General features: G+C 44.4%; 10 protein-coding genes. 6 read left to right on the top strand and 4 right to left on the bottom strand.

The features are described from left to right. Nucleotides 1-43 precede the first annotated feature (43 nt). On the top strand, nucleotides 44-1,183 hold the full coding sequence (locus NAF19_RS02670; protein ID WP_252788199.1) for an acyltransferase family protein: 1,140 nt from the start codon (nucleotides 44-46) through the stop codon (nucleotides 1,181-1,183). Between the two features lie 305 nt (nucleotides 1,184-1,488). On the opposite strand, the gene NAF19_RS02665 is transcribed toward NAF19_RS02670, so the two are convergent. Further along, nucleotides 1,489-1,728 (bottom strand): hypothetical protein, encoded by a 240-nt coding sequence (locus NAF19_RS02665; RefSeq protein ID WP_252788198.1) that lies wholly within the window; start codon nucleotides 1,726-1,728, stop codon nucleotides 1,489-1,491. A gap of 155 nt (nucleotides 1,729-1,883) precedes the next feature. Between NAF19_RS02665 and NAF19_RS02660 the strand changes: the two genes are divergently transcribed. Beyond that, nucleotides 1,884-3,053 carry an MFS transporter gene (locus NAF19_RS02660; protein ID WP_252788197.1) on the top strand — a complete coding sequence of 390 codons (1,170 nt, stop codon included), beginning with the start codon at nucleotides 1,884-1,886 and terminating at the stop codon, nucleotides 3,051-3,053. A 3-nt stretch (nucleotides 3,054-3,056) separates the two neighbouring features. On the opposite strand, the gene NAF19_RS02655 is transcribed toward NAF19_RS02660, so the two are convergent. From NAF19_RS02655 to NAF19_RS02645, 3 genes are read right to left on the bottom strand one after another with little or no spacing between them, the layout of a single operon-like run. Further along, the gene (locus NAF19_RS02655; RefSeq protein ID WP_252788196.1) at nucleotides 3,057-3,929 is read right to left on the bottom strand and encodes an SMP-30/gluconolactonase/LRE family protein; all 873 of its coding nucleotides are present in this window, start codon (nucleotides 3,927-3,929) and stop codon (nucleotides 3,057-3,059) included. A 10-nt stretch (nucleotides 3,930-3,939) separates the two neighbouring features. Next, on the bottom strand, nucleotides 3,940-4,710 hold the full coding sequence (locus NAF19_RS02650) for an SDR family NAD(P)-dependent oxidoreductase (protein ID WP_252788195.1): 771 nt from the start codon (nucleotides 4,708-4,710) through the stop codon (nucleotides 3,940-3,942). 9 nt (nucleotides 4,711-4,719) lie between these two features. Next, nucleotides 4,720-6,435 carry an IlvD/Edd family dehydratase gene (locus NAF19_RS02645; protein WP_252788194.1) on the bottom strand — a complete coding sequence of 572 codons (1,716 nt, stop codon included), beginning with the start codon at nucleotides 6,433-6,435 and terminating at the stop codon, nucleotides 4,720-4,722. Nucleotides 6,436-6,645: 210 nt separating this feature from the next. Between NAF19_RS02645 and NAF19_RS02640 the strand changes: the two genes are divergently transcribed. The 4 genes from NAF19_RS02640 (at nucleotide 6,646) to NAF19_RS02625 (ending at nucleotide 14,900) form a co-directional block, all read left to right on the top strand. Continuing rightward, complete coding sequence (locus NAF19_RS02640) at nucleotides 6,646-7,179, top strand: trimeric intracellular cation channel family protein (protein ID WP_252788193.1); 534 nt, start codon at nucleotides 6,646-6,648, stop codon at nucleotides 7,177-7,179. A gap of 187 nt (nucleotides 7,180-7,366) precedes the next feature. Further along, complete coding sequence (locus NAF19_RS02635) at nucleotides 7,367-9,835, top strand: glutaminase domain-containing protein (protein WP_252788192.1); 2,469 nt, start codon at nucleotides 7,367-7,369, stop codon at nucleotides 9,833-9,835. Nucleotides 9,836-9,885: 50 nt separating this feature from the next. Next, nucleotides 9,886-12,645 carry a glycoside hydrolase family 2 TIM barrel-domain containing protein gene (locus NAF19_RS02630; protein ID WP_252788191.1) on the top strand — a complete coding sequence of 920 codons (2,760 nt, stop codon included), beginning with the start codon at nucleotides 9,886-9,888 and terminating at the stop codon, nucleotides 12,643-12,645. A gap of 125 nt (nucleotides 12,646-12,770) precedes the next feature. Beyond that, nucleotides 12,771-14,900: a GH92 family glycosyl hydrolase gene (locus tag NAF19_RS02625; protein ID WP_252788190.1), complete on the top strand. Its 2,130-nt coding sequence runs from the start codon at nucleotides 12,771-12,773 to the stop codon at nucleotides 14,898-14,900. The last annotated feature ends 186 nt before the right edge of the window (nucleotides 14,901-15,086 follow it).

Raw genomic sequence — 15,086 nt, 5'->3', positions numbered from 1 at the left:
ATTATATATCTTTAGTTTACAAAAGAATCAGCTAAACAATAATATGAAGGCAGCAATAGGGGATAACGCAATAAAAACAAGATTACTTTCACTCGATTTTTTCCGTGGTTTTACGGTTGCCGCTATGATTTTGGTAAACGATCCCGGCGACTGGGCGCATATTTATCCGCCGCTTGAACACTCAAAATGGAATGGCTGCACACCTACCGACCTGGTGTTTCCATCGTTTTTATTCATTGTCGGGGTATCGATCGTTTATGCCATGCAAGCAAAAAAAGCCGAACCGGCAACCCACAACAAGCTGCTGCTTTCCATTCTGCGCCGTACACTGACAATTCTCGCTCTTAGTTATACATTACGGCTTATCAGTAATTTTGATTTTACTCATTTGCGGATCCCCGGGGTGTTACCGCGTATAGCTGTTGTGTTTGGAATAACGGCTTTCCTTTATATTAAAACCAATGTGCGCACGCAGGTATGGGTTGCTGCCGTTTGCCTGGTCGGCTATTATTTGATTATGACTTTAGTGCCCGTTCCAGGCTTTGGCCCCGCCAATTTGGAACCAACCACCAACCTTGGCGCCTGGCTAGACAGGTTGGTTTTTACACCTAACCATCTTTGGGTCGATTCAAAAACGTGGGATCCTGAAGGCCTGCTGGGTACTATCCCAGCTATTGGCACTTGTTTAATGGGTTTGTTAACCGGCACCTGGCTTAAAAAAGATAAAACAAAAACGGGCAGGCAGCTATTGCAAATGGCCGGCGCCGGGGCAGTGCTTATTGTAGCCGGCTTAATATGGAACGAGTTTTTTCCTATCAATAAAGCGTTGTGGACAAGCTCGTTTGTGCTGTATGCCGGTGGAATTGCTGTAGTGATACTTGCATTGTGTTATTGGCTGATCGATGTAAAAATTTACCGCAGGCTAACCCCGCCGTTCCTGGCTTTTGGGCGAAACGCTATAACTGCCTATTTGCTGGCCGACTTTATCCCGGCCATATTAACGGGCATAAAGGTTACCTCTGACGGAAAAAAAACGAGTCTTTGGTCTTACATGTACAACCATTTGTTTGTGCCGCTTTTGTCCCCTGTAAATGCCTCCCTTGCCGGCGCTTTTTTAATGGTCCTTATCATATTTATTCCCATCTGGGTGCTTTACGTCAAAAAGATTACCATCCGGGTATAGTTAATGTAAATGCGAAATGAGGATTAATAATAAATTCTGATTATCAGATATTTAAACTAAATAAAATAAAATGTATTGATAATGAGCGTGTTTCGTAGCGTTCCGGGTGTTCCATGTGAGAAAATGGAACGCTTATAAGTTAACGTTCATTTGGCTCGAATACTAAAAACCCTTCCTGTGATATAAACAAGACTAAAGAAGAACAGGAGCGGCTTTGAAATAAATGAACTCCTATAAAAAAAACGATGTGCTAAAAGATTTTGCTGATTGTTGTTTTAGCGTTCGGGTTATTGCCCCCCTAAAGTTTACAAAAGATTGTATGATTCTAATTGCTCGGCAACTCGATGTAAAACCTCTTCGTCTAAAATTCCGGTGTTTTTGCAAATATGCAGGCCCCGGTGCCCGTCCGGTTCAAAACTACCGACGAACTGGCCATTGTTAAATACTTCAAACTTGCATTCATCATCTTTATGATGCATGTAGTCGCGCACCTCTAAATGATAGTTTTGATTGTTGCTGGTTACAGAGATCTCGAACTTTTCCATGGCGTGTGTTGTATTTTATTAACCGTTACGCCGGCGAATTGTTATCGGTAGTTATAAACAAAAAAAATTCCAACCCCGAAAATAACTCTCTCCAAAATATTTTTTCAATAAGCATCTCTTCCATTAGCTTTACAGCCGTAAACCTCCATTACTACATGAAGAGAATTTTACCTGTAATTGTACTATCACAGTTCTTTTGTACTTCGCTTTGGTTTGCGGGTAATGCTGTGATGGCTGATATGGCCAAACAATTGCATTTGCAACCGGCTTACCTTGCCTACTTAACAAGCGCGGTGCAATCGGGGTTTATTGCCGGAACGCTGGTCTTTGCGATATTGAGTATAGCCGACAGGTTTTCACCTTCGCGGGTATTTTTTACCTGTGCAATTGTAGCAGCGTTAATTAACCTTGCCATTAGTTTCAGCGGCTTAACCGTTGCTGCGCTGATATCCTTCCGTTTTTTAACAGGTTTTTTCCTGGCAGGTATTTATCCCGTTGGGATGAAAATAGCAGCCGACCATTACGAACAAGGCCTGGGCAAATCATTGGGTTTTTTGGTTGGCGCTTTGGTGCTTGGCACAGCTTTTCCTCATTTTTTAAAGAGTGTAATGGCAGGTTTGCCATGGAAAGACGTTGTATTTGCAACATCGGCCCTGTCTGCATTGGGTGGCCTGGCCATGCTTATCCTGGTGCCCGATGGCCCTTACCGCAAAGCAGGGCAAAAACTCAGCTTCGGCGGTTTTTTAAACAGTTTTCGCGATGCCAAATTTCGCGCGGCTGCGTTCGGGTATTTTGGCCACATGTGGGAACTATATGCCTTTTGGATGTTTGTGCCGGTAATTCTAACGGCATATAAAAGCCATTATCCCGATGCCAGTTTTACTATCCCATTGCTATCATTTTTGATAATTGCTTCAGGCTCATTGTCCTGTGTTTTCGGCGGGGTTATATCGCAGTGTTTTGGAGTAAAGAAAACTGCAATGATCGCATTATCGTTATCATGCGTTTGCTGTTTTATATCCCCGTTGCTGCTGTTCAATGCTTCAACTGCCGCGTTTATCGCTTTTATGTTTATATGGGGGATGGCTGTAATTGCCGATTCGCCGTTGTTTTCGACATTAGTAGCGCAAAATGCACAACCGGCATCAAAAGGTACATCGCTCACCATTGTTAATTGTATCGGCTTTTCCATTACCATTATGAGCATACAATTGATTAATGCGTTGCGAAATGCCGAAAACGCCAGATATATCTATGTGCTGCTTGCCATCGGACCTGTTCTGGGATTATTAGCATTGCTTAAACGCAGGGTGCAGACCGCCTGATTTTTATCCTCGAAATTCTACAGCAGCCCGTCCTTTATAGCCGGTGTTCTTCCAAACAAAAAGGCATCCGGCTAAAGGCTGCTTTTCAAGGTCGCCATGCGAAAGGTCTTTTCTTGCGGAGGTGATATACAAATCCTGTAAGTCCTCGCCGCCAAACGTGCACGATGAAACATTGGCAACCGGCATTGGGAATGTAAATAGCTTCTCGCCCGTTATCGGGTTCCAGCGGCTTACCTGCCAGCCGCCCCAATGAGCAACCCAAAGCATACCTTCAGCATCTATCGTCATGCCATCGGGATAACCATCGGTCTCATCTATCTTAAATGCGGTTCTTTTGTTCGAGATACTGCCGTCGTTGTTATTAAAATCGTAAGCAACAATTGCCTGGGTGGGCGTATCGATATAATAAAAAGTCTTGTTATCAGCGCTCCACGCCATTCCGTTCGAAATGGTAGTGCCCTCAACTTTTTTGGTTACGTTATGATTAGCGTCCAGCATATAAAGGCTGCCGGCCTTCGGCGTTTCGTCGATAGCCATGGTGCCGATCCAAAATCTTCCGGCCGGGTCGCATTTGCCGTCGTTAAAACGGTTGCCGGGTAAATGTGGTTCCGGGTGCACAAATGGGCTTATTTGGTGTGTTTGCCTGTCAATTTTTGCCAGCCCGGTTTTTAGTGCGGCCAATAAATTGCCATCGGTACAAAGCGCTACTGCGCCCACCATTTGATGGGTATGGATGGTTTTGTGCGAATTTGTTTCCGGGTTAAATTCGTGGATATCTCCCGCTAAAATATCCACCCAAAACAATGTATTTGTCCTGGCGTCCCAAACAGGTCCCTCGCCTAAAAAGCAATTGTAATTAACGGCAACTTCTACCATTTTTTCTATTTTATTTAATACCGGTCGGCAATATGCTTACAGCTGTCCAACCACCGTCAACAATTAAACTTTGCCCAGTAATGTGTTTTGCCTTGTCGGATACTAAAAACAAAGCAGTTTCCGCAATATCAGTTACCGAAGCCGGGCGACCCATAGGGGTTATGTCTGTCCATACGCGCTCGTAGTCAGCTTCCTCTGTGGTGCGTTCGGTTAGCGTAGCGCCGGGGGCAACGGTGTTTACATTTATTTTATATTGAGAAAGTTCAATTACAAGGTTTTTTGCAAGCATCTCCAAAGCAGCCTTGGTCATGGCATAGGCGGCAAGGCTTTTAAGCGCCTGGTGACCCACTACCGATGAGGTAAATAATATGGCGCCACCACTGCTTTGCAGCTTCATTTTATTGGATGCAGCTTGTGCCAGGAAAAACGAACCGCCCAGGTTAACCTGCATTACTTTGTAAAATGCCTCGGGTGTATAGGTGCCGAAATCGCCAAACAAGGTGATCCCCGCATTGGCTATTACTATATCCAAATGGCCGTAAAGTTTAACAGCATTATCAACCATTTTATTAATAAATGCAAAATCACTGGCATCCCCTGCAAAAGGAGTGCAATTGCCTGCCGTGTCTGTATTGATTTGCGCAACAGCTTTTTCGGCTAATGTGGTATCGACATCGTTTAATAATACCGTTGCGCCACGTGCAGCAAGCAACCTGCATATCTCGAAACCGATACCCTGGCCGGCGCCGGTTACAATGGCTACTTTATCTTTAAAATCCATAGCAAATGTTTAGTGTGAATCCCGTACTACTTTATCTCCCGAACCGCCGCGCAGGAAGTCCATATCGGCGCCTAAATGCGCTTGCTGTACGTGGTCAATATAGAGTTTTACATAACCGCGACTGGCAACCGGATCTGGTGCCACGTATTGGGCTTTTCTTTTTACCAATTCTTCGGCGCTGATTTCGACATTCAATAACCTGTTCGGCACGTCGAGTGTTATTAAATCGCCGGTTTTTATCATCGCAAAGTTACCGCCGGCAGCAGCTTCGGGCGATACATGCAATACCACCGTTCCGAAACCTGTTCCGCTCATCCGGCCATCGGAAATGCGCACCATGTCAGTAATTCCCTTTTCCAATAACTTTTTAGGTAGCCCCATATTACCAACTTCGGGCATGCCAGGGTAGCCTTTTGGGCCAACATTTTTTAAAACCAAAACGCTGTTTTCATCAACATCTAATTCCTCGGTATCTATTCGTGCTTTAAAATCTTCAATATTTTCAAACACTACGGCTTTACCGGTATGCTGCATTAAATGCTTACTTGCTGCCGATGGCTTAATAACCGCCCCGGCTTCGCACAGGTTCCCGGTTAATATGGCCAGGCCTGTCGATGTATTAAAAGGAGCATCAACGGTAGTTATTACATCACTGTTATAACCTGTTGCATTGCTATAATTTTCAGCCATGGTTTTCCCGTTGACGGTTATACTGTCGCGATGTAATATTCCATCCAGGGCTTTTAAAACAACTGGTAATCCGCCGGCATAAAACAAATCTTCCATAAAGTATTTGCCCGATGGCTGCAGGTTGGCTATCAGCGGGATATTTTCAGAAAGATAATTAAAGTCGTTTAATTCCAGCTCAACGCCTATCCGGCCTGCAATAGCCAGCAAGTGGATTACAAAATTGGTTGAGCCGCCGATTGCAGCATTTACCTTAATGGCATTTTCAAAAGCATTCCGGGTGAGTATATCGGATAGCCTAAGGTCTTCCTTAACCATTTCAACAATACGCAGGCCTGAAAGTTGAGCCAATACTTTTCGCCTCGAATCGGCAGCGGGGATAGCTGCATTGCCGGGTAGTGAAAGGCCCAGCGCCTCCACCATGCAAGCCATTGACGACGCTGTGCCCATAACGGCGCAATGCCCCTGGCTGCGGCACATAGCAGCTTCAATGGTGACCAATTCTTCTTCTAAAACATTACCAAGCCGTACCTCGTCATGATAGCGCCAAACATCGCTGGTACCGATATTTTTGCCACGGTGGTTGCCGGTAAGCATTGGGCCGCCCGATACCACTATAGTTGGAATATTAACGCTACAAGCACCCATTACCAATGATGGCGTCGTTTTATCGCAACCGCAAAGCAACACTACTCCGTCTATAGGATTTGCCCGGATGGATTCTTCTACATCCATACTTGCCAGGTTGCGGTATAGCATAGCCGTAGGCTTTATCAAGGTTTCGCCAAGTGACATTACCGGGAACTCAACCGGGAAACCACCGGCTTCCAGAATCCCGCGCTTAACCGACTCTGCCAATTCCCTGAAATGTGCGTTACAAGGTGTCAATTCGCTCCAGGTATTGCATATGCCAATAATGGGCTTGCCGTTAAATTCATAGTCGGGTATGCCCTGGTTTTTCATCCAGGCCCGGTAGATAAAACCATCCTTTCCCTTACGGCCAAACCAGGCGCGGCTTCTCAATTCTTTTTCCTGCATTTTTTATTTGCTACTGGTTTACTAGCAGCGTCGCCAATGTAGGTAATCTGTAATTGCTTTGCAAACATCATGTATATTTGGAATTAAAACTGAGACGACAGCCGCTTTGAATAACGTACGTTTGCATAACAAGCCATGTATATTCCATTTTCCTTAATAATAGAAGTTCTGGGTACAATCGCGTTCACAATTTCGGGCGTATTTTCAGCTATGCAGAAAAAACTCGACTTGTTTGGCGTATTGATAATAGGATTTGTAACGGCAGTTGGCGGCGGCACCATCCGCGATGTGCTTATCGGCAACACGCCGGTTACCTGGATGAAAGATATAATTACCCCCTTAATTATTTTAGGCACGGCCATTGTTACCATATTTTTTAAACAGCTTGTAAAAAATTTAAAGGTTACACTATTCCTTTTCGATGCTCTTGGCTTAGGCCTCTTCACAGTAATCGGGATTCAAAAAGGATTGGACGCAGGCCTTAATCCGGGTATTTGTGTTGCGCTCGGTACCATAACAGGTTGCTTTGGCGGCGTATTGCGCGACTTATTACTAAGCCAGATCCCGGTGCTGTTTCAAAAAGAAATATACGCTACCGCTTGTATTATCGGTGGTACAGTTTACGTCCTATCTTTAAGTTTTATCAATCAGCAATTTGCCGAGGCCATTGCTGTTATACTTATTTGCGGTATCCGGATTTTGGCGGTGCGATTGAACTGGAAATTGCCATCGATTAAGATATAGTTGAAAACGGGGGTTTTTAAGCGAGTGTTCGATAAGATTCGTGTCCTGCTTCTTTAATTCTTCTATAATATATTGGTTTTACCGGAGCGCCTGCCCACTAAGTGCATCCGGTATTTTCAAATAAATGTTGCTTTGACGTTTAAAAATCCTTTTTTTGTTAGATATTTACCTAACACTACAACCTACTATGAGAACCATTTTCAAAGCATTCGCCATGGCGGTGATAAGTGTCTGCTCATTAATTTCGGTGCAAGCGCAGGTTTACAAAATGCCCGCCTATCCGCTTATCAGCCACAACACCTACTTTAGTATTTGGTCGAATACCGACAAACTGTACGATTCGCCAACCCGGCACTGGACCGGAAAAGACCAATCATTGGAGGGTGTGATTAAAGTTGACGGCGAATATTACCATTTTATGGGCAATGAACCGCCGGAATTGAAGCCAATTGTAACGGCCGGCGACGAGGAAAGCTACAGTTGCAGCTATTTAATTGATTCGGCGCCAGACAAAGGCTGGGAGCAACCTACATTTGATGATAAAAGCTGGAAAACCGGCAAAGGCCCCTTTGGCGACGACCGCATTAGCAACGGCACCAAATGGACGGGCACAGATATTTGGCTGCGCCGCAAATTCTCATTGACAGATATTCCGCAGGGAAAGTTAATCTTAAGAAACTACCACGACGATGATGCGGAATATTACCTTAACGGTCACCTGGTTGCCTCGCGGCCCGGCGCAAATGGCGATTACGAAATGTTTGAATTGCCGGCCGAAGCAAAAAGCTTTATGGTGAAGGGCGAAAATGTTTTAGCTATCCATTGCCATAATACCGGCGGTGGTACCATCATCGACGCAGGCATTTCGGTAGAAGTAAAACATGACCCTTTTGCCGGAATCAAAAACGCCGAGCAAACCAGTGTTGATGTTACAGCTACCCAAACCATTTATCATTTCAACTGCGGTCCTGTTAAGTTACGGGCGGCATTTGCTTCGCCGCTTATTCTCGACGATCTCTCGTTACTGTCGTTACCTGTGTCGTATATCAGTTACCAGGTTCAAAGCGCCGATGGCAAAAAACATGGCATAAGTATACTAACTGCAGCAAGTTCGAACATTGCCGCCGATGTAGCATCGCAAACCATCAGCGCCAAAAAGTATACGGCATCAGGCATGCAAATACTTAAGTCCGGCACGGTTGAACAACCAATATTGAAAAAGAAAGGCGATAATGTACGGATTGACTGGGGCTATATGTATGTTGCGGTGCCTGCAAAGGCTAATGCAATGCAGGCCGTGGTCGACAAAGGCCAGGCAATAAACTCCTTCACCCAAAATAAGTGGCCCGAAAGCACAAAGGAAGGGAAACAACTGATGCTAAGCACTGTTCAAAATTTGGGCGAAGTTGGCACAGCGCCGGTATCGCAATTTTTGGAAATAGGTTATGACGAGCTTCAATCTATCCAGTATTTCGGCAGCGATTTAAAGCCATGGTGGCGTAACACTCCGGGTGCTACGATGGAAAAAGTATTGGCGAATTCAGCTGCGCAGTATGCAGCAATCATAGCTAAATGTAACGCTACCGATAAAAAGATATATGGTGACGCGCTTGCCGCAGGTGGTAAAACGTATGCCAAATTGTGTATTATGGCTTATCGCCAGGGTATCTCGGCCCACCAGCTTGTAAAAAGCCCATCGGGCGAAATATTGTGGCTTTCGAAAGAGAACTTCAGCGGCGGTTTTATTAATACGGTTGATGTTACCTATCCTTCGGCTCCGCTTTACTTGATCTATAATCCAAAACTAATGGAAGGCATGTTGAACGGCATCTTCTATTTTTCTGAAAGTGGCAAGTTTAACCACGATTTTGCTGCGCACGACCTTGGCCTTTATCCGCAAGCCAACGGGCAACTTTACGGCGAGGGCATGCCTGTTGAGGAATCGGGCAACATGATCATTCTTACTAATGCCATTGTTAAAGCCGAACACAACGTTGCCTATGCACGCAAACATTGGAAGGCGCTGACCACGTGGGTAAATTATCTCGCCAAATTTGGCCTCGACCCGGGCAACCAGCTTTGCACCGACGATTTTGCCGGGCACCTTGCACACAACGCCAATCTTTCGGTAAAGGCTATTGTAGCAATCGGCGCCTATTCACAAATGGCAGCCGCAATGGGCGATGCGAAAGCCGCGACAAAATATAAAGCTATGGCAGCTGAAATGGCCAAACAATGGATAGTAAAAGACAACGCAGGCGATCACTATGCGTTGGTGTTTGACGATAAAAATACCTGGAGCCAGAAATATAATATGGTATGGGACAAGGTTTTTAAACTCAATCTTTTTCCGCAAAAGGTTTACGATACCGAAATAAGCTATTATTTGAAACATCAAAATGCCTTCGGTCTTCCGCTTGACAGCCGCAAAACCTACACCAAATCCGACTGGATAATGTGGACCGCTGCCATGACCACCGACAGCAAAAGCTTTAAGGATCTGATAGCCCCGATTTACAAATTTGCTACAGAAACACCTTCACGTGTGCCCCTGAGCGATTGGCACGAAACCACCGACGGCAAGCAGGTTGGTTTCCAGGCAAGGAGCGTGGTGGGTGGATATTTTATGAAGAGTTTGCTGAGTAAGATGAAGTAGAATGAGTGTCTAAATAAACCAATGCCACAGGTGCATTTAAAAGCTTAACAATGAAAAAGATAATACTGCAATTATTATTTACAATAGCCGGTTCTGCTGCATTTTGCCAGGGAACCACTGTTAAATACCTGTCGGGAACCGATAAGGACCACACCGCGCAATGGGATTTCTATTGCACCGCCGGCCGAAACAGTGGCAAATGGACGAAGATTGCAGTGCCGTCTAACTGGGAATTGCAGGGCTTTGGTACCTATAATTATGGTCACGATAAAATAAAAGGAAACGAGCAAGGGCTTTATAAACACGAGTTTTTTGCAGGCAATTGGAGCAATAAAAAGATATTCATTGTTTTTGAAGGCTCCATGACGGATACCAGGGTAACCATTAACGGGAAACAAGCGGGCCCTGTGCACCAGGGGAGTTTTTACCGGTTTAAATACGATATAACAAACCTGGTAAAACCAAACAGCAAAAATCTGCTGGAAGTAACAGTTGATAAAACGTCGGCAAATTCATCGGTAAATGATGCGGAACGCAGGAACAGCGACTTTTGGGTATTCGGCGGCATCTATAGGCCGGTTTACCTGGAAGTTGTTCCGGGTACTTTTATTGATAGGGTGGCCGTAAATGCAAAAGCCGATGGTTCCTTCCTGCTTGATGTGTATCCACAAAACTTGAAACCCGGCGAAATTGTTGAGGGCCAGATTCAAACGTTTAACGGTAAAAATATCGGTAAACCCTTCTCAATAACAGCCGACCCGGCTCAAGAGTATCTGACTTTAAAAAGCAGTGTTCAAAAACCATTATTATGGAGCGCCGAATTCCCCAATTTATACCAGATAGTTGTTACCATTAAAAACAAACAGCAGGTTATCCATCGGGTTAAACAAAAATTTGGTTTCCGCACGGTCGAACTGCGGGCTAATGACGGATTTTATGTAAACGGTGCGCGGGTTATAATGAAAGGCAGCAATCGGCATAGTTTCTGGCCGGAAACAGGTCGCACGTTAAGCCATAACGTCCATTTGCTTGATGTCAGCTTGATGAAGCAAATGAATATGAATGCCGTGCGCATGTCGCACTATCCGCCAGATCGCGATTTCCTGGCTGTTTGCGATTCGCTGGGTTTATATGTGTTGGACGAACTAACCGGCTGGCAGGCAAAGTATGATACGATAGTAGGCCACAAACTGGTTAAGGAATTGGTGGTACGCGATGTAAACCACCCATCAATAGTATTTTGGGATAATGGTAATGAAGGCGGCTTTAATAGGGCATTAGATAATGACTACGCTTTGTACGACCCGCAAAAACGTACCGTAATACATCCCTGGGAAAAGTTTAACGGTACCAATACCAAACACTACCCTGATTATAACTATATCGTAAATGAAGTAGCGAACGGCCAGGAAGTTTTTTTCCCGACAGAATTTATGCACGGCTTGTACGATGGCGGTGCAGGGGCGGCACTTGACGATTTTTGGAGCCAAATGCTTAAGAACCCGCATGGAGCAGGTGGTTTTATATGGGCGTTTTTGGACGAAGCGGTTATTCGCACCGATAAAAACGGCGCATACGATTCTGACGGCAATCACGCTCCCGATGGCATTGTAGGCCCGCACCGTGAAAAGGAGGGGAGCTTTTACACGATAAAGGAAATTTGGTCGCCTGTTTATATCGACCCAAAGCCGATTGACAACAATTTCGACGGTAAAATAATAGTCGAAAACCGGTATTCGTTTACAAATTTGAACCAATGCACATTTTCATGGAAACTAGTTAATTTCCCATCGGCGAATGAAAATACCACAGCCGCAATTGTAAAAGCTTCCGGCAGCACGGCTGCTCCGAACCTTAAACCGGGAAGCGCCGGCATGTTGAAACTAGCCTTGCCTGCATCCTGGCGTAATAGCAATGCGCTTTATCTAACTGCATATGGTCCCGACAAAAAAGAGGTATTCACCTGGAGTTGGGCGATTAAATCTCCTGAAGCAATCCGTAAAACAATAAAGCCGTCGCCAACTTCTCTGGCGATAAAAGCTGAAGAGCAAAATCAATCGCTTGTGGTCAATTGCGATGGTATAAAGTATTATTTTGATAAAACTACCGGGTATATTCAACATGTAGCAAAGCCCGGGAAGGATATTTCACTATCAGGCGGACCTGTTTTGGCCGGGGTTAATACCACCTTGAAGAGTTTTGTTTATAAAGATGTTGAACGGCAATACGTTGTGGAAGCCGAGTACCAGGGCGCAGCAACGCTGCATGTAAAATGGACGTTTGCGCCAGGCCAGCCGGTTAAGCTGGAATATAACTATGCCCAACAGGGCGACGCGGATTTTATGGGCATTACTTTTAATTATCCCGAAGAAAAAATAACCGGCATGAAATGGCTGGGCCGCGGCCCGTATCGTGTTTGGAAAAACAGGATGCGCGGACAACAATTTGGTCTGTGGCACAAAACGTACAACAACGCCATTACCGGCGAAACATGGGGATACCCCGAATTTAAAGGCTACCATGCGGAAGTTAACTGGGTAACAATTGAGAATAACGAATCACCCTTTACTGTTTATACCGACGATAAAAATATTTTTTTGCAAATGTTACGGCCGGCCAAAGAGAAAGATGCGCTGCAAAATAACAATGTTGAACCGTCTTTTCCCGATGGCAACATCGGTTTTTTAAATGCGATTAGTCCCATTGGCACCAAGTTCCAGGCCGCCAAAGTGATGGGGCCGCAAAGCCAAACAAATCACGCCAACGGGGAACAAATAAATGGCACCCTTTGGTTTGATTTTACTCATTAAGCCTTGATTTTTTCTTCAATTCATGATAATTCAACCGGGTTTTTCCCAGAGAGATTATTGCAGGCAAAACCGGGTGACAAACGGCCCCAAGAAGACTAATAATACGCAAAATCAGATCCTATACTATGAAAAAAAATATTTTTTTAATAGCAATACTTTTGCTGACAATTAGTTATTCCAAAGCACAAAAGTCACCTGTTAATTATGTCAATCCTTTATTGGGTACAGCCACCTTATGGGACCCTAAGGATCTTGGTTTTGTGCCCACCCGCCGGTCGTGGGGGGGCGAGGTGTTCCCGGGTTCATCACTTCCAAATGCTATGGTGCAGTTAAGCCCGGTAACCAAGTTTCATAGTGGGTCGGGTTACCAATATGAAGATACTGTGATTTATGGCTTTATCCATACCAGCAAAGGGCACTGGAATTTGTGCAATGTTCCATTAATGCCCGCTACCGGTACTTTTACTCCTGATGACTACAAATCCGCTTTCAGCCACAAAAACGAATCAGCGCACCCTGGTTATTACCAGGTTTACCTTGAGCGTTACGCTATCAACGCCGAATTAACGACGACATTGAGGTGCGCATTTCATAAATACACCTTTAAACCAGATGAACACAAGAAACTGATAGCCGACCTGTCGATGGCTAACGAGAGGATAAAAAGCTGGAACATCCAACAGGAAGGCGATCATGTTTTTACCGGTTTTCAGCAAGGCGGAGAAAAAATATACTTCTACGCAGTTAGCAATCATCAAATAAAAAATATCGATTCACTGAAAAGTGATAAAAGTATACTGCCGGTTATCAATTTTACTGATGCCAATAAACCGCTTGAGCTACAAATAGGTTTCTCGTTTGTGAGCGTTAAAAATGCAAAGGAGAACCTGGAAAAGGAAATGCTGGGAAAAACTTTTACGCAGGTAAGAAACGAGGCTACCCAGACATGGGAACGGTTGTTATCGAAAATTACAGTAACCGGTGGCTCGGAGCGTAAAAAGGGTTTGTTTTACTCATGTTTGTACCGTTCGTTTTTATGGCCGGCACTGCGCAGCGATATCAACGGCGATTTTACCGATATGAGCGGCAAAGTGGTAAATAAAGGTTTTAACTATTACACCGAGCCATCTTTATGGGACGATTATCGGAACAAGCTTATCCTGCTGGGGTTGCTTACACCAAAAGTTACCAACGATGTAATTAAATCACTGATAGACAAAGGCGAGATAAATGGATTTATGCCAACCTTTTTTCACGGTGACCACGCATCTGTGTTTATTACAGGTTCGTATCTAAGAGGGTTAAGAGGTTATAATGTGGATAGCGCCTATAAACTGATGTTAAAAAACGCGACAGTTGAAGGAACCCGGCGGTATGTTGCCGAATACAACGACAAGGGCTACATATCAGAACTTGATGTGGAACATCCCGTGACTACTACAGTAACAAAAGCTGCAGTGACAAAAACCTTAGAATATGCTTACGATGATTATGCTGTGGCCTTGCTAGCTAAAGAATTAAAAGATACAACCAGCTACAAAATGCTGATGAAAAGAACGGGCAATTATAAAAATGTATTTGACCCTTCCACACAGTTTATGCGCGGGCGTTTGGCCAATGGCGAATGGGTAAAGAATTTCGACCCCTATTATCCTTATTTCGAATACATGTACCGCGAAGCCAATGCCTGGCAATCTACCTTTTTCGCACCTCATGATCCTTATGGTTTGGTTGCATTATTCCCGAACAAAGCAGCCTTCGAAAAAAAGCTGGACGATATGTTCACCATACCATGGAAAGGCTATGAGGCCGAGAATTTCTCGGGTTTTATAGGGCAATATTGCCAGGGAAACCAGCCTGACCATAGCACACCTTTTATGTATTACTTTGTCAACAAACAGGAAAAATCGCAAAAAATACTCGATACTATCATGAACCATTACTATGGTATGGGGAAAGATAAACTGGCCTATGCAGGCATGGATGATGCAGGCGAAATGTCATCGTGGTTTGTGTTTAATGCGATGGGGTTTTATCCATTCTCTCCAGCTGATCCTAAGTATATTGTTTCGGTACCGCTTTTTGATAAAGTGAATTTTAAGTTCAGCGGTAATCGGGGCTTTACTATCATCAAAAAAAACAAGGGTAAAAAAATCAGCAGCATCACTTATGGCGGTAAAAAAGTTAAGGGCTATTTTATTGCCGATGCCGATTTGAAAAAGGGTAAGGTATTGGTTATTGACACTAAAGAGTAACGAGAGCAATCAAAAGGGATGTTTTTCCCTTTTTAACTGCCTGATAATATTTAAATACTACCGGAACTAACTAAACCAACTGGGAATCACAGTTGGTTTTTTCCCGCAAAAGAAATGGCGTTGCAAGTGTCTAAGACAGTGCAGGATGGTCATTCAAGATGAAAAAAATACTTTCGTTATAACCAA

The sequence above is a fragment of the Mucilaginibacter flavidus genome, from assembly GCF_024055575.1.
Lineage (GTDB): Bacteria > Bacteroidota > Bacteroidia > Sphingobacteriales > Sphingobacteriaceae > Mucilaginibacter > Mucilaginibacter flavidus.
Note: the sequence above shows the minus strand (reverse complement) of the source record. Positions and strands in the feature narration are given on the sequence as shown.